At 40.0% G+C, this 16,345-nt stretch carries 14 protein-coding genes; 9 read left to right on the top strand and 5 right to left on the bottom strand.

Translation table 11 applies throughout. The features are described from left to right. Window positions 1-130: 130 nt before the first annotated feature. From ABLB98_RS10510 to sbmA, 5 genes are all read left to right on the top strand, one after another. Entirely contained in the window at window positions 131-1,477 is a 1,347-nt protein-coding gene (locus ABLB98_RS10510) for a DcaP family trimeric outer membrane transporter (RefSeq protein WP_348882265.1), read from the top strand. 181 nt (window positions 1,478-1,658) lie between these two features. After that, window positions 1,659-2,894 carry a sodium/glutamate symporter gene (gltS, locus tag ABLB98_RS10505; RefSeq protein WP_348882264.1) on the top strand — a complete coding sequence of 412 codons (1,236 nt, stop codon included), beginning with the start codon at window positions 1,659-1,661 and terminating at the stop codon, window positions 2,892-2,894. A gap of 94 nt (window positions 2,895-2,988) precedes the next feature. After that, on the top strand, window positions 2,989-4,464 hold the full coding sequence (locus ABLB98_RS10500) for a sodium:alanine symporter family protein (protein ID WP_178882934.1): 1,476 nt from the start codon (window positions 2,989-2,991) through the stop codon (window positions 4,462-4,464). Window positions 4,465-4,625: 161 nt separating this feature from the next. Next, window positions 4,626-5,603, top strand: coding sequence for a patatin-like phospholipase family protein (locus ABLB98_RS10495; protein WP_348882304.1), 978 nt, complete (start codon window positions 4,626-4,628; stop codon window positions 5,601-5,603). Window positions 5,604-5,832: 229 nt separating this feature from the next. Beyond that, window positions 5,833-7,029: a peptide antibiotic transporter SbmA gene (gene sbmA, locus ABLB98_RS10490; protein WP_348882263.1), complete on the top strand. Its 1,197-nt coding sequence runs from the start codon at window positions 5,833-5,835 to the stop codon at window positions 7,027-7,029. A gap of 51 nt (window positions 7,030-7,080) precedes the next feature. On the opposite strand, the gene ABLB98_RS10485 is transcribed toward sbmA, so the two are convergent. After that, window positions 7,081-7,830, bottom strand: a complete 750-nt coding sequence (locus ABLB98_RS10485) for a DUF4850 domain-containing protein (RefSeq protein WP_348882262.1) — start codon at window positions 7,828-7,830, stop codon at window positions 7,081-7,083. Window positions 7,831-7,955: 125 nt separating this feature from the next. Here ABLB98_RS10485 and ABLB98_RS10480 point away from each other — a divergent pair, with 125 nt between their 5' ends. The 3 genes from ABLB98_RS10480 (at window position 7,956) to ABLB98_RS10470 (ending at window position 10,485) form a co-directional block, all read left to right on the top strand. After that, complete coding sequence (locus tag ABLB98_RS10480) at window positions 7,956-9,032, top strand: DUF1176 domain-containing protein (RefSeq protein WP_348882261.1); 1,077 nt, start codon at window positions 7,956-7,958, stop codon at window positions 9,030-9,032. 36 nt (window positions 9,033-9,068) lie between these two features. Next, window positions 9,069-9,839 carry a hypothetical protein gene (locus ABLB98_RS10475; RefSeq protein WP_087543224.1) on the top strand — a complete coding sequence of 257 codons (771 nt, stop codon included), beginning with the start codon at window positions 9,069-9,071 and terminating at the stop codon, window positions 9,837-9,839. 127 nt (window positions 9,840-9,966) lie between these two features. Beyond that, window positions 9,967-10,485, top strand: a complete 519-nt coding sequence (locus tag ABLB98_RS10470) for a hypothetical protein (RefSeq protein WP_087548367.1) — start codon at window positions 9,967-9,969, stop codon at window positions 10,483-10,485. 218 nt (window positions 10,486-10,703) lie between these two features. On the opposite strand, the gene ABLB98_RS10465 is transcribed toward ABLB98_RS10470, so the two are convergent. From ABLB98_RS10465 to gatC, 4 genes are all read right to left on the bottom strand, one after another. Continuing rightward, a complete protein-coding gene (locus ABLB98_RS10465) occupies window positions 10,704-11,762 on the bottom strand; it encodes a hypothetical protein (protein WP_208727987.1) in 1,059 nt (352 codons plus the stop codon). 82 nt (window positions 11,763-11,844) lie between these two features. Beyond that, on the bottom strand, window positions 11,845-13,314 hold the full coding sequence (gatB, locus tag ABLB98_RS10460) for an Asp-tRNA(Asn)/Glu-tRNA(Gln) amidotransferase subunit GatB (RefSeq protein ID WP_348882260.1): 1,470 nt from the start codon (window positions 13,312-13,314) through the stop codon (window positions 11,845-11,847). After that, window positions 13,314-14,792, bottom strand: coding sequence for an Asp-tRNA(Asn)/Glu-tRNA(Gln) amidotransferase subunit GatA (gatA, locus tag ABLB98_RS10455; RefSeq protein WP_348882259.1), 1,479 nt, complete (start codon window positions 14,790-14,792; stop codon window positions 13,314-13,316). Before gatA ends, gatB begins: the two co-directional genes overlap by 1 nt. A gap of 53 nt (window positions 14,793-14,845) precedes the next feature. Continuing rightward, entirely contained in the window at window positions 14,846-15,163 is a 318-nt protein-coding gene (gatC, locus tag ABLB98_RS10450; RefSeq protein WP_004664595.1) for an Asp-tRNA(Asn)/Glu-tRNA(Gln) amidotransferase subunit GatC, read from the bottom strand. Window positions 15,164-15,296: 133 nt separating this feature from the next. Between gatC and ABLB98_RS10445 the strand changes: the two genes are divergently transcribed. Then, window positions 15,297-16,337, top strand: a complete 1,041-nt coding sequence (locus tag ABLB98_RS10445; protein WP_004664594.1) for a rod shape-determining protein — start codon at window positions 15,297-15,299, stop codon at window positions 16,335-16,337. Window positions 16,338-16,345 lie beyond the last annotated feature (8 nt).

Raw genomic sequence — 16,345 nt, 5'->3', positions numbered from 1 at the left:
CCCTTTTCAAAAATCGATTAGGCTTTTCTAACCAAGAAGGTGAGGGAAGTTTTCTATGATAAGCATATTTATTTACCCAATTTTATGCTTATGAAAAATGTTGAAATATACACGAATACAGGAGCTTCTCATGAGTTTACCTCTCATCCGTAAGCCGTTCATAGTTCAGGGATTGGCGTTTACCATTGCTGTCTTCATGATGAACGATGCGCAGGCTGCTAGCGAACAAGAACAAATTCAACAACTTCGAGAGGAAGTAAAAGAATTAAGAGCTTTATTGGAACAATATGTTCCTCAGTCAAAACAAAAAAATAATGTACCGCAGTACGATACCCAGCGATCTACTACTGTTGCTTCAGTATCTACTCAAAATATTTCATCTAATACTCAGATCGCTGCTCAAAAATCGCCTTTGGGTTTTAATTCTGCTTCGGGTGCGCAAGTACAGCTATACGGTTTTTTACGTGGCGATGCCTCGTATCAGGCAAAAGGCGGCGATGCTATTTTTAACCGAATCAATAAAGTTGATCTCGAAGGCAATGAAAAAAATAGTGATCGTTTTTATAGTACGGCAACAGTTACGCGATTAGGTCTAGATTTTAAAGCACCCATTCAAGAAGCAGATGTTGGTGGGAAATTAGAAATTGATTTTCGTGGTGGTAGTAGTAACGATACGATTCGTATCCGTCATGCGTATATGACTTTAAATAATTGGTTATTTGGTCAAACCACATCTACGTTCTTGGCGACAGATTTACAGCCAGAAATGATTGATTTCAATTCTCCTTTAGGGGGCGGTACTTATCGTACTCCGATGGTTCGCTATAGCGGAAAATTTAATCCAGACACCAGTTATATGCTTGCTTTAGAAAAAGGCAATGACGACAACCGAGCGCCAGCTTTAACCTCTAAGTTAAAATATGATTTTGATGATGGCAAAGCTACGGCTTCAGCCCGTGTTTTAGTAACAGAAGCGCGTAGCAGAGCGAGTTACGACAAGAATAATAATCAATTAACAGTTGATGATGCTGATCTAGGGTGGGGTATTGCGGTAGGAACTAAGTATAAATTTACTGATTCTTTACAAGCGATGATCGATTATTCGCATGTAAAAGGTGATAGTAAGTTTTTGCTCTATACCAATAGTGCTTTTAATATAAATCCCAATAGTTTTGAGTTGAATCTGAATGAGTTTGATGCACTCACCATTGGTACAACTTATCAAGTTAGCCCTAAATTGCGTAGTACTTTAGCGTATGGTGCAATGTTTGCAAAAGATAATAATCAGTTTGCACAACAAGCATTTGCGGATACAACGCAGAACAAAACCTTACAACAAGGTTGGTGGAACATCATGTATTCACCAGTTACTCCGATTACGTTTGGTTTGGAATATATCTATGGCGAACGTAAAACCTTTAATGGTCTAAAAGGTAAGGATAACCGTGTAGGCGCAATGGCTCGCTACAACTTCTAGCCTAATCCTATAAACCTAATCATCCGTGGAAACCAATCACTTTATTTGGTTGAGTTCTTACAAAGAACTGTATGCTTTTTATTAAGTTGATTGAGTTTTCACTCAATTTGAGAGTTACTATTTTATTAGCTACATGATGGAAAAACCGTCTAAAAGACTAATAAAATAAACGGAAGAAGATATGGAATTTACTTTTAATGGTTTTTATACCCTGATTTCAGCCGTCATTGTGCTGCTGTTAGGGCGTTTCCTTGTTAATCAAATTGATTTCTTGCGTCGTTACAATATTCCTGAACCTGTAGCTGGTGGCTTGGTTGCAGCTGTTGTTTCGTTATTGGTACATTCAATGTGGGGTTATAGCATTGTTTTTAGTAGCCAATTACAAACGAGTTTTATGCTGATTTTCTTTGCTTCAATTGGTCTGAGTGCCAATTTTATGAAGTTGAAAGAAGGTGGACTTGGGCTGGTTATTTTTCTGGTCTGTGTTGCTTCGTTTATAGTGGTTCAAAATGCTGTCGGCATGAGCCTCGCAAAGCTTTTAGGTATTGATCCTTTGGTCGGATTGATTGCAGGTTCAATCACTTTAACAGGTGGACACGGTACAGCAGGGGCATGGGGTGAAATTCTTGAAAGCCAACATGGAATTCAAGGTGCATTAGCGCTAGGCATGGCAAGTGCAACTTTTGGTTTGATTATCGGCGGCATCATTGGTGGGCCACTTGCAAAACTATTAATCAACCGTTATAGCCTTGCTCAAGAGCAATCATCCACTGCGATTAAGAATCGTGATACCCATTTAGATCAACACCCTGATGAACTCGCACCATTTGAAAATCCACATCAAGTGCGTTTAATCACGGCCGATAATGCGATTACCACATTGGGTATGTTTGCGGCGTGTCTAGCATTTGCTGAGTTTATGACAGGTTATAGCAAAGGCACATGGTTTGAGTTACCCACCTTTGTATGGGCATTGGGTGGTGGTGTCATCCTGCGTAATATTTTAGAAAGCGTATTAAAAGTTGATATTTTTGATCGTGCAATCGATGTGTTTGGTAATGCATCTTTGTCACTTTATTTAGCAATGGCATTGTTGTCATTAAAGTTGTGGCAATTAGCCGATTTGGCTGGCCCGCTGGTTGTAATTTTGGGTGCACAAACTATTACCATGGCGTTGTATGCAGCATTTATTACTTTCCGCGTCATGGGCAAAAATTATGATGCAGCAGTTCTTGCTGCTGGTCACTGTGGTTTCGGTATGGGAGCAACGCCAACAGCTGTTGCTAACATGCAAGCAATTACCAACATGTATGGACCATCACATAAAGCATTTTTAATTGTTCCGCTTTGTGGTGCGTTCTTTGTTGATTTAATTAATGCAACAGTAATTCAATTAATTTTGAAATTCTTTGCTTAAGTCGGATCAAAAGCCCCATGTGGGGCTTTTTTGGTTCATCGATTGTTATCGTATATGTACGGCCGTACATAAAATATTTTAAAGCGAATAAGTGATGAATGAACAATTAAATGCCACGCTGATGTCGTGGGTACAATTCCTGAATGATCCACTCTGGAATTTTCTGGTCGTCTTATTGGTTGCGGTTGGGGTGTTTTACACATTCGTTACGGGTGCGGTACAGCTTCGCTTGTTCCTGCACAGCATTCTTGTGATGAAAGGAAGCCGTAAAGAGACGCAAGATGAACATGGCATTACACCATTTCAGGCTTTCGTCACGGGTCTTGCAAGCCGTGTCGGTGTTGGTAACGTTGCTGGTGTTGCCATAGCAATCGCCATTGGTGGTCCTGGGGCCGTGTTCTGGATGTGGTTCACTGCCTTTCTTGGCATGAGTTCTGCATTTGTTGAATCATCGCTTGCCCAGTTGTTTAAGGTGAGAGATCATCAAAACAAGCAATTCCGAGGTGGACCTGCGTACTATATTACTCAGGGTTTAAAACAAAAATGGCTGGGGATTGTTTTTGCACTGTCACTCATTCTGGCTTATGGCTTTGTATTTAATGCCGTGCAGGCAAATGCGATTATTGGGGCAACCTCACATGCATGGGGGTGGGATAAAGCCAATTTTGTATTGGGTCTCGGTAGTCTTAATTTTGAAGTGTCATGGGTTGGTATTGCATTGGTGGTTATGACGGCATTGATCATCTTTGGTGGGATCAAGCGTATCGCCAAGGTTGCCGAAGGTATTGTTCCTTTCATGGCATTGCTTTATATCATGGTCGCCTTGTACATCGCGATAACCAACTTGCCGATGTTGCCTGAGATTTTTAAACTGATCTTCACCGAAGCATTCCAGTTCAATGCGGCAGCAGGTGGTTTCTTTGGTGCGATGATTTCTATGGCAATGATGATGGGCATCAAGCGTGGCTTGTTCTCCAACGAGGCAGGCATGGGTTCAGCGCCAAACGCTGCTGCTGCCTCTGATGTGAAGCATCCTGTGAATCAGGGGTTGGTACAAATGCTGGGTGTATTTGTTGATACTTTCGTGGTGTGTTCATGTACTGCGATCATCATCATGGTGTCTGGTCTGTATCATGAAGCTGGCTTTGAGGGCGTGACATTGACCCAAAAAGCATTGGAGAGCCAAATTGGTGGTTGGGGTGGAGGCTTCCTTGCCATTATCCTGTTCCTGTTTGCCTTTACCTCAATTATTGGTAACTATGCCTATGCTGAAAGCAATGTACAGTTCATTAATGACAACCCAAAGGTCATGTTCATTTTCCGCCTGCTGGTATTGGCAATGGTCTATTTCGGGGCGATCACAAGTGTACCTTTAATCTGGTCAATGGCCGACCTTTCAATGGGCTTGATGGCCACCATTAACCTTGTGGCAATCCTGCTGTTAACACCAATGGCACGCATATTGTTGAAAGATTATACCTCTCAGCTTAAAAAAGGGATCAAGGAACCAGAGTTCAAGATTGATCAATATCCAGAGCTGAAGAAAAAAGTAGATTCTGATATCTGGTAAGTTATTGGATTTATAAAGGCTTACTTCACTAAATTAAAGCCCCTTTCGAGGGGCTTTTTATCAATATATTGTGGATATATACATAAAAATTGATACAGCATTTCACCAATAATGGCGTTAAAATTAAAAGATAGAACCACGTAGATATGGCAAGACAGCATATGAAACAGCTTAAATTATTGACGCTTGGACTTTCAATGGTGATTTTAGCGGGTTGTCAAACGACTTCGCATTTAAAACCTTTAGTTGAAGATGCCCAAGTACAAGCAGTTGTTCAGCCCTTTGCACATATTAATCAACAAGAAAAAAGACCCGTTGTTGCCTTAGTACTCGGCAGTGGTGGGGCACGTGGATATGCTCATATCGGCGTACTTGAAGTGTTGGAACAGCAAGGTATTCGCCCTGATTTTATTGTAGGTACAAGTGCAGGCAGTATTGTAGGTTCAATTTATGCAAGTGGTAAATCCGCTGCAGAGTTGAGAGATATTGCGCTTAAGCTTAAGGCTACCGATGTAAGAGAAGTGAATATCAGTTTAAAAGGTTTCTTTGATGGTAAAAAAGTTGAGGACTATGTGAATGAGCAAGTCCAAAACATTCCTTTACAGAAGTTAAAAATCCCGATGTATGTGGTTGCAACGGAATTAAAAGACGGCACCAAAACTGTATTCAATTATGGTAATACAGGCCAAGCAGTACGTGCATCTGCTTCGATTCCAAGTATGTTTATACCAACCAAGATCCGTAATGTGGAATATGTTGATGGTGGCCTAGTCAGTCCTGTGCCTGTACAGGTTGCACGGGATTTAGGCGCAGATGTGGTGATTGCAGTGGATATTTTGGCACAACCTATTCATACTGAAACCAGTAATGTTTGGGGGCTATTCAACCAAAATATCAACATTATGCAAGGACGTTTGGCTGAAGAAGAATTGAAAAATGCAGATATTGTCATTCAGCCTGATCTACGTGAAAAAGCGCATATCTTTGATATCAAAGGCCGTGAAATGACTATGCAAGCGGGTATTGATGCTGCAAAAGAAAAATTGGCCAATATTCAATGGGTAATTAAAAGCAAAACAAAGCAAATTGATTTAAATCAACAGGATTTAGCTTTAAAATTGAGTAGCCTTGAGCCATAGTTTCTGCAAAATATTGAATTAAGGATAGACAGCGATGAGGTTTAAGTTCGTCTATCCAGTTGATGTTTATTAAACAAATTGTAAATACGCTACAAAAAGCTATCAAAAAATTGAGAAAACAGGTAAATAACTACCATTCATTAAACTTTTTCATCAGACAAATTTAAGTTTGAAATTATAGGATGACGTTCCAACGTCAATAGCAACACTACAAGGATTGTTAAACGCGATGTTTAAATCTTTTTTTCCTAATCCACGCTTGTTCTTTATTTCAGTCGTTGTGTGGTTAGCCTTGAATATGCTGCTTTGGTATACAGGTGGTCATAGTTGGGGTGAATATCTCGGTTTTACCAAAGGTTATGCTGAAGTAGAGCTACCTGTTGGTGTGAGTCGATTTTTATCAGCATCGTTCATTTGGTTTTATATTTGGTTTTTGGCTTCAACAGCACTTTTTGCAGGATTCTGGCGATTTTTTTCTGATAATAAATGGCAGAAATGGTCAGTTTGGGGTTCTGCATTTATTTTGTTTAATATCTGGTTTGGCGTACAGGTGAGTGTTGCGATCAATGCTTGGTATGGTCCATTTTGGGATATGATCCAAAAGATGCTAAGTGAAGGTGGTGGTAATATTAATGATCTATATAAAGGTACGCTAACATTCCTTTATATTGCGATGGTTGCTGTTACATTTGCCGTAATTAATGCCTTTTTCACCAGTCATTATGTATTCCGTTGGCGGACAGCAATGAATGAATACTACACAGAAAATTGGGAGCAATTACGCCACGTTGAAGGTGCTTCGCAGCGTATTCAGGAAGATACCATGCGCTTCGCAACTATCGTCGAGGATTTAGGTGTTGAGTTGATTAAATCTGTGATGGTTCTCATTGCCTTTTTACCGCTATTGTTCAAAATTTCAGAAAAAGTACCTGTCTTACCTGTCGTTGGTGAAATCAAACACTCATTGGTGTGGGCGGCTGTGGTTTGGGCTATCGTGGGTACGATTATTTTAATGTTTGTCGGGCAAAAACTACCCGGCTTGCAATTTAACAATCAAAAAGTTGAAGCAGCTTATCGTAAGGAACTGGTTTATGGGGAAGACCATGAAAATCGTGCTGATCCGCTTACATTGAAAGAGTTATTCAGTAAAGTTCGTTTAAATTATTTTAGACTTTATTTTCACTATGCTTATTTTAATCTAGTCGCGATTTGGTATAAGCAACTCGATGTTTTATACAGCTTAGTTGTCCTATTTCCAGCGATTGCATCAGGTAAAATGACTTTAGGCTTGATCAACCAAATTAGTAATATCTTTGATAAAGTGCGTGAATCATTTCAATATCTCATCAGTTCTTGGAAAACCATTATTGAATTACTCTCAATTTATAAACGTTTAAAAGCTTTCGAGTCAATTTTAAAAAAATAAGTGTGATTAAAAAACCTGCAACTAGCAGGTTTTTTTGTGCCTATGATTTGATTAGTGGGTTGCGTTGTAAAAATTTAGAATAGTTCCAACCAAATGCTGTTGTGATTGATCAATGGTGACTTTGATTTCTCTAAAGTTAAACGTGTCTCCATCTTGATATTTGGCTACGCCATGTGTTCTGTTCTTCAGCTTAGGAATCTGATAACTAAAGAAAGCGATTTGTTTTGAAGGGTGTACGATCTTTAGTAATTTAAGCGGATCTTGATAACCGCCGTATTCATATTCCACACTTTGTTTTAAAAGATGTGGAAAATAAAGCGTCGCATTTGGCATGCCGCAACCTACACAAAATGATGAATCATAAAGCTGAATTGCTTGTTTCTGATTTGGACTCATGATTAAGGCAGATCCAGTACCATTCGCTCCTGCACTTGATTGTATGTCTTGCCAATCTCTAGGTATAAGTACAATTCCTATTTCAGGAATAGCCCATAACTTGAGTTGTTCAGCTTGTTTAGCATCTAATTTAAAATCGAAATGACAGCTTTTTGCGGAACATGATTTAAAGTCTTTTAATAAACCATCTTCCACAGGGTTGAGTGCGGTTACCCCGTAAAAAGGCACTCGAACATCATTTGCAAAAGAAGCTTCACCGAGAGGGTAAATTTGATTTTCTGCTTTTCGTTCTTTTGCACTATTTGAAAACTGAGGGAAATTTGCTTTAAATACTGTAATCTCAGCATGAATGGCTGAGGAGAACATACTCATTAAAATCGTGGGAAATAAAATTGTTCTTTTCATTTTTAAATTTGACCAAACTCAGTTTGCTTTAAGCTAGTATCTTCTGCAATAAAATGACATATGACAAGTGTAGATCAGCCCTTTAAACTGTTTTCAAGTTTGATAATAAATATGAGTAATACAGAATGATACCAGTGAAGAATATACTTTCAGTTTGCTGCTTTATGGCACTAAGTTCTACTAGCTTCGCACAAGAAATCAAAGGGATTTCATTTTCACATCAAGATTGGGAAATTTACTGTAGTAATACAGGAACATGTCGTGCTGCTGGTTATCAAAATGAAGACGGGCAAAATGAACCTGCATCGGTGTTATTAACGCGCAAAGCTGGAGCAAAGCAAGCCGTCAGTGCTGAGTTTGCGTTAGGTAATTTTGAACAAGAATCTCTATCATCAGCAAAACTTAAAAATATTCATTTTTATGTGAATGGAAAAGATTTGGGTCAAGTCTCTGTTGATGGCACTGAGTTCCCAATCATGGGGAAACTTTCTACAAATCAGGTCAATGCATTGCTGCAACAAGCCAAACAAAAGACTGATATTGTATTTAAAAATTCAAATGTCCAGTGGCAAATCTCTGATGCAGGGATGACAGCTAGTTTATTGAAAATGGATGATTTTCAAAAGCGAGTCGGTACGGTTGGGGCATTGATTAAAAAAGGCAATGCTGATGAATCTAAGGTTCTGGCTGCTCAACCTAAACTGGTTGTGAAAAAGGTGAAAACAGCCGATAAACCTTATCTCACGCTACAGCCTAAAACGAAACAGTATCAATCATCCGTGTATCCACTTTTAATGGCAACACAACCCACACCCAAACAAGATGGTTTTTGTGAGGGAGTTTATACTAGTGATGGCGTAAAACCTCAGTCGATTGAACTTTACAAATTAAGCAATAAAAAAGTATTGGCAACGACCCTATGTTGGCGTGGAGCATATAATGAGGGGTATGGAGCGTGGGTACTGGATGAGTCTTTAACAGGAAAAGCGATCTTTGTGACTGAACATGCCTCAGATTTTGGGGATGGGATAATCGGTAGCTCACAAAAAGGAAGGGGGATTGGAGACTGCTGGTCAAGTGATGAGTGGGTTTGGGATGGGCAAAAATTCGTACATACTAAAGATATGTGGACAGGCATGTGTAAAGGGCTTGCTGCAGGTGGGGTATGGGAACTCGATAAAATTGAAGCCGTTGTAAAATAAAGCGTTACGCCAATAAAAATAGCCTAAGGAAATATCATGCTGAATCATAAAATTCATTTACGTGGGCTGATTTTAACGGTTTCATTCAGTTGTTTTAGCACTTCAATTATTGCTGCGCCGTTGCAAATTTTAGAATTTAAAAAAGGGCAACTCAGCCAAACGGAACAGACACAGCTATGTGAACAGGTGAAAGACTTATGTCAGCAGCGTGCGCAATGGCGTAGTTTAAAAGCTACTGACCAAAGTTTATGGTTATTGTCAGATGGAAATGTTGCTCAATTTGGCATCTCGACCACTGGATTTAAATTGTTGCAACAGTGGCATATTCAATTATCTCCTGCGGATGAAATGGCAAGATCGGGGCAATATGTTTTTCCTAAGCTATTTCCTATGGATCCAAATCGTTATGCCATTGCAGTGATTGATACCTTTTCGGAAATGTATTCGGGTGGTGGAGCAGGAATTGAACGTGCCAGCTTTTACGAGTTAAAGGAATCAGGCAAAACACATCGTTTTATTGAAAATTATCCGTTTAGTTTTAATCGTATGATTCGGGCGTGTTTCTCAGAACAGGATTATGAAAGTTCTAGAGGCAAATGCCATGATGAAGATAGTTTGAGTCTGGATATTCGTCCAATTAAGCCGATGCTTTGGCAATTCCGTTATCGTTATAGTTTGGATGTATCGCCTGCATCGGATTCAGGTGAGAAATCATTTAAGGGTAGCCGAAATCTCAATATTGACTTAAACAAAGTATCAAAGCAGCCAAATATTCCTGCAAACTGGGATTATCAAGGGCAAGGCTAAGTTAATTCGGTTTTAGATTTTGCTAAAGCTTTAAGTCCGTGGACTTATGCAATTTACAGCGTCATAACAGATGATTTGTATAGTGCGTGGTACACAAAGAGACTGATTGCTTTTTGGAACTGTGCTTATGTCTCATACTATTTATACCTCATCTCGCCGTAAATTTTCTCATTTGAGCCGTTCTGTAATCATGGCTGCGGCTGTGTTGGGAACAACCCAAGTGGCAATCGCAGGGCCAACCGTTGATCAACTGAGTGATTGTTTGGTGAAAGCCACGACGGCAGCGGATAAAACCACAGTTTTACAATGGACGTTTACCGCTTTGGCAGCGCATCCTGATTTAAAGGGTTTTAGTAGCGTTACACCTGAGCAGAAAACGCAGTTGGACCAGAAGTTAGCACAGGTGTTACAGCGTGTGATTGTGGATCAGTGTTCGACACAGACTAAGTCTGTGATTCAGGCTGAGGGGATTCAAGCGGTTGGAGAGGCTTTTCAACAGTTAGGGCAAAGTGCGGGTGAGGATATTGTCAAAGATCCAGCGGTCAGACAGCAGTTGCAAGGTACCTTGCGTTATATTGATTTAAATAAATTGGTCACCACATTTTTAACGCCTGATATTTGGAATAAGTTGGGTTTGGTGAGGTAGTATCTATTCTAATGGGAAAAGTTTTTAATCACGTATAAAAGATTTAGAAAGTTGGATACATTCTAAGTCTTCGAGTTTGGTGATAGAGTGCTATCTTTGATAGTTATATTGTTAGGGGGTTAAGTATTTGAGTTAATTATGATTTTTTAAGCCCCTTACTAAAAGAAAGATAGCTAACGCCACTTTGTAAGTAAGGGGGAGATAATATGTAAAATTAGTTAATATTTAGGATTTACATTGACTTGTATTTCAATAGATTTCGCAAATTCATTTAGCTTTTCAATTAACTCAAGAATATTATCTTTCGATATGTTTAATTTTTTCCCATTAATGTCATAGCCTGCCCTATGTGCACAATCATGTCGAATTTTTACAGCATCAATCAACCAACTTAAATTTTCAGGAAGTGTGCAGTTTAAAACGTTTATAAAAAGAGGCATCACTGCTTCAATGTTATGGAATGACATTTCTTCTAATGATTTTTTTACTTTTTCCTTTAATGTATTTTGCCAATTAGGTAATTCTTCAATCTTAAATTTCGTATCCTTAACTTTGCCATCACGGGTTGCTTGTTTGAGAATAAGTTCATTATCACCTAATACTGTTTTAATAAATGTTGTTGATAAATAGTTTTCTAACGTAGCTATCAAGAATCCATGTAGCATAATAAATACATCTTCATTAAGAAAACCGTTATATTTAATAGATACTATTTTATTAGCTTGAGAGATTTGTTCTTGAAAAATTTTCATAGGGCGTGTTTGGTGATATAGCCATAAAAACTCTTCGTGAGACAAAAAACAAAATGTTCTTTGAAAGGATGATTTGAAAAAATCTTCGGTTGTAATTTTCGTTTGTAGATTATTTTTTAATGTTTCTCTAATTTTCATATAAAAATTGGTAATTAAAGCCTCATCATTTGAAAAATAGTTTTCAATATCTTGATAAAAGCTATCATATTCAGGTAAAGAAAAGAAATTATTAGGTAGTTTGTCTAATAAACGACCTTCTATATCTCGGGAAAAATATTCTGTATAAAATTGACCTGAAATTGGCGAGGATGACGGTTTTTGTCCAACAAAACCTACTTTAACTTGTCCTATAGTTCGTGCGGTAGGACTAGTTGTAGAATAATTAACAAGAGATAAATTAAAAGTTGATTTAAAACCGTAATCATCCCATTTTGTCGGTGTAAATACTGCTAAATAACCATTAAATAGTGATAGGTTTGGAAATTCTTTTTCATTTAAATCATTAAAATATAATTTGATACTCATTATTTTATTCCTTTAGTTAATATTATAAAACCCCACATTAAGTGAGGTTTTATATCATGAAATTAATTAACTAGCCAATAAATCAACCAATCAATTTCTTCATTAATTCATTCACTTGAGCTGGGTTAGCTTTACCTTTTGCAGCTTTCATGACTTGACCAACCAGACCGTTAAAGGCTTTTTCTTTACCAGACTTGTACTCTTCAACCATTTTTTCATTGGCTGCAAGCACTTCTTTGATAATCGCTTCAATCGCACCTGTATCAGTTTCTTGCTTTAAGCCTTTTTCAGCAATAATATCATCCGCAGATTTTCCTTCTGCTTCCCACATAAAGCCAAACACTTGCTTCGCGATTTTGCCGTTAATGGTGTTATCGACAATACGTGCGATCATGCCACCCAATTGCTCAGCAGAAACAGGAGAGTCTGCTAAATCTAGACCTGCTTTGTTTAAAGCACCTGAGAATTCACCCATCACCCAGTTTGCAGAAACTTTACCTTGCTTCGCACCGCCTGCGGCAGCCACAACCGCTTCGTAGAAGTCCGCCATTTCGCGTGACAGCGTCAATACATGTGCATCGTATTCAGTCACGCCGAAGTCAGCAATAAAACGGACACGACGTGCAGCAGGCAATTCTGGCAGGGCAGCGCGTGCCGCTTCGATTTGCTCATTTGAAATGATCACTGGTAACAAGTCAGGGTCAGGGAAGTAGCGATAGTCGTTCGCTTCTTCTTTTGAACGCATTGAGCGAGTTTCCATCTTGTTTGGATCGAACAAACGAGTCTCTTGATCAATTTCGCCGCCGTATTCCAAGATTTCCATTTGACGTTCAATTTCAACATTGATCGCTTGCTCAATGAAACGGAATGAGTTGAGGTTTTTCAACTCGCAGCGTGTACCAAAAGGTTGACCCGGACGACGGAGTGACACGTTACAGTCGGCACGGAATGAGCCTTCTGCCATGTTGCCGTCAGAAATACCTAACCAGCGTACAAGCGTGTGAATCGACTTGATATAAGCAACCGCTTCTTCAACCGAACGCATATCTGGTTCAGATACGATTTCAAGCAATGGCGTACCCGCACGGTTTAAGTCGATACCTGACATACCTTCGAATTGGTCGTGGATCGATTTACCTGCATCTTCTTCAAGATGGGCACGGGTCACACCAATGCGTTTGGTCGTACCATCTTCCAGTTGAATGTCGATATGCCCCAAGCCCACAATCGGATTGTCCATTTGGCTGATTTGATAGCCTTTTGGCGAATCTGGGTAGAAGTAGTTCTTACGTGCAAACACAGATGCTTGATCTATATAGGCATCAATACCTAAACCAAAGCGAATTGCAAGATCAACCACTTCAGCATTCAGTACTGGCAATACGCCCGGCATGGCTAAATCAACAAGGCTGGCCTGTGTATTTGGGTCTTGACCAAATTCAGTCGATGAACCTGAGAAGATTTTAGACTTTGTGGCAAGCTGAGTATGGATTTCGATCCCGATAACGACTTCCCAACCGTCAATTAACTTTAACTTTTGAGCTTCAGTCATTATGCATTCTCCTCAGCAATTGCCGCACGTTTGGTATGCCAGTCTGTATTTTGTTGATATTGATGCACAATCGAAAGCAATTGTGATTCTGACCAGTAGTTACCGATCAACTGTAAGCCCACAGGCAAGCTGTCTTTATCGAAACCAACAGGTGCGTTGATCGCAGGCAGACCTGCCAAGTTAACTGCAAGGGTATAGATATCACCTAAATACATTTCAGTCGGACTGAGGTTTGCACCGATCTTATAGGCTGTGGTTGGTGCAGATGGTGCAGCAATCACGTCAACATTTTCAAATGCTTTCAAGAAATCTTGCTGAATCAAACGACGTACTTTTTGTGCTTTGACATAGTAGGCATCGTAGTAACCCGCAGACAGGGCATACGTCCCGATCAGGATACGACGTTGTACTTCAGCACCAAAACCTTCTGAACGTGAGCGTTTGTACAAGTCCATTAAATCCACTGGATTTTCACAACGGTAGCCATAGCGTACACCATCAAAACGTGACAGGTTCGAAGAAGCTTCCGCAGGGGCGATCAGGTAGTAAGTCGGAACGTAGGCTTCAGTCATGTTGAGATCAATCTCAACCAAAGTCGCACCCATCTCTTCAAGTTTTTTTAATGATTCTTCAACACGTGCTTTTACATCGGCGTCTAAACCTGCCACATTGAAGTATTGCTTTGGAATACCAATGCGTAAGCCTTTGACTGCTGTGCCATTCAAGTTAGCAACGTAATCGTCAACCTCTTTATTCACCGAAGTTGAGTCTTTGGCATCATGACCTGCAATCACATTCATCAAGTAAGCACAGTCTTCCGAAGAACGTGCCATTGGACCGCCTTGATCCAGTGAGGATGCATACGCAATCATACCGAAGCGTGATACACGACCATAGGTCGGTTTTAAGCCTGTTAAGCCGCAGAATGAAGCTGGTTGGCGAATTGAACCACCAGTATCCGTACCTGTTGCAATCGGAGCTAAGTCCGCAGCAACAGCCGCAGCGGAACCACCTGATGAACCACCTGGGACATGATCTAATGCCCACGGGTTACCTGTCGCGCCAAAATATGAACTTTCAGAGGTTGAACCCATTGCGAATTCATCCATATTCACCTTACCTAAAGTCACAAGACCTGCAGCTTTGGCTTTGGCAACGACGGTCGCATCGTAAGGTGAAATGAAGTTATCCAACATTTTTGAACCGGCAGTTGTTTTAATGCCTTGGGTACAAAAAATGTCTTTGTGTGCAAGAGGAATACCTGCCAACGCATGTGCATGACCTGACTTAAGTGCAACATCAGCAGCATCAGCTTCAATAAGTGCTTGTTCTGCTGTCACCGTTACATAACTTTTTACTTTCGGGTCAATTTTGGCAATACGTTTTAAATAATGTTCGGTCAATTCGCGTGATGAAAATTGAGCTTGTTTTAGCCCTTCAGAGAGTTCACGGATTGATAAGCGATGTAAATCTGTCATATGAAAAATTTCTTTACATTCTAAATATAAAATATTGATTAATCGAATAGAAATTATTCAATTACGCGAGGTACAAGGTACAAGCCTGCTTCTGTTGCAGGAGCGACCGCTTGATATTCATCACGATGGTTGCTTTCACTTACAATATCAGCACGTAAAGGTTGCGGATTATCAAAAGGACTTTTCAAAGGCTCAACGTTATCGGTATTAATGCCTTTTAGGCTTTCCATCATGCCAAGAATTTTATTTAAACTTTGAGCATATTCAGTAGATTGCGTGTCATTTAGAGACAAGCGAGCAAGATGTGCAATCGCTGAAACGGTCTGTGCATTTAAGTCCGTTGTCTGCTGAGCATCTGATGATGTAGACATAACTTTACCTAATTCAGTATCAAAAAATTGCAAAATATCGTGCGTTATAATAAGCGATTGACTTGTTCAAAGCATCACATTTCGTTAAAGTTGCCACCTTGCATCCATACAAAGTTTAATTGAGAACGCCCCCGTGATTCTAAAACGACTAATTGGCTTGTTTTCGCCGGATTTAGCCATTGATTTAGGTACGGCAAATACACTTATTTATGCACCAGGCCGTGGCATTATATTAAATGAACCGACTGTTGTGGCGATTCGTCATAGCGGTTCGCAAAAAATTGTTGCTGCTGTTGGTCTTGATGCTAAACAAATGTTAGGTCGTACACCAGCGAATATTTCAGCGATTCGTCCGATGAAAGACGGTGTGATTGCCGATTTTGAAGTCACTGAGACCATGTTGAATCAGTTTATCGGTAAAGTACATGAAAAGCGTTTATTTCCACCAGCACCGCGTGTTGTGGTGTGTGTCCCATGTAAATCGACTCTAGTTGAACGTCGTGCGATTCGTGAGGCTGTATTTAATGCAGGCGCACGTGATGTGCGTTTGATTGAAGAGCCAATGGCGGCAGCGATTGGTGCAGGTATGCCAGTCGAACAAGCATGTGGTTCGATGGTGGTTGATGTGGGTGGCGGTACGACCGAGATTGCGATCATTTCATTACAAGGCTGTGTTTATGCCGATTCATTACGTATCGGTGGCGATGTATTTGATGAGCAAATTATCAATTATGTGCGTAAAGCGCATGGTTGCGTGATTGGGGAAACCACAGCAGAAACCATTAAGAAAGAAGTGGGTATGGCTGTGACTGATGGCAAAACCCTTCAAATCGAAGTTCGTGGTCGTAATTTGGCAGAAGGTGTGCCACGTGCGATTACCGTCACTTCTGATGAAATCTCACAAGCGATTGCTGACCCATTACAAAGCATCGTGAGTGCAGTAAAATCTGCTTTAGAACAAACTCCACCTGAACTTTCTTCGGATATTGCAGAGCGCGGTATTGTGTTGACTGGTGGCGGCGCATTATTGCGTAACCTTGATAAACTGCTGGCGCAAGAAACAGGTCTACCTGTGATTGTTGCGGATGATCCTTTAACTTGCGTCACGCGTGGTGGCGGTAAAGTCTTAGAGTTCTTTGATAATCCGAACCATGACATGCTTTTTGTTGGCTAAATCATAAG

Source organism: Acinetobacter yuyunsongii, from assembly GCF_041021915.1.
Lineage (GTDB): Bacteria > Pseudomonadota > Gammaproteobacteria > Pseudomonadales > Moraxellaceae > Acinetobacter.
The sequence above is the reverse complement of the archived record's forward strand: the minus strand, read 5'-3'. Positions and strand labels throughout refer to the sequence as shown.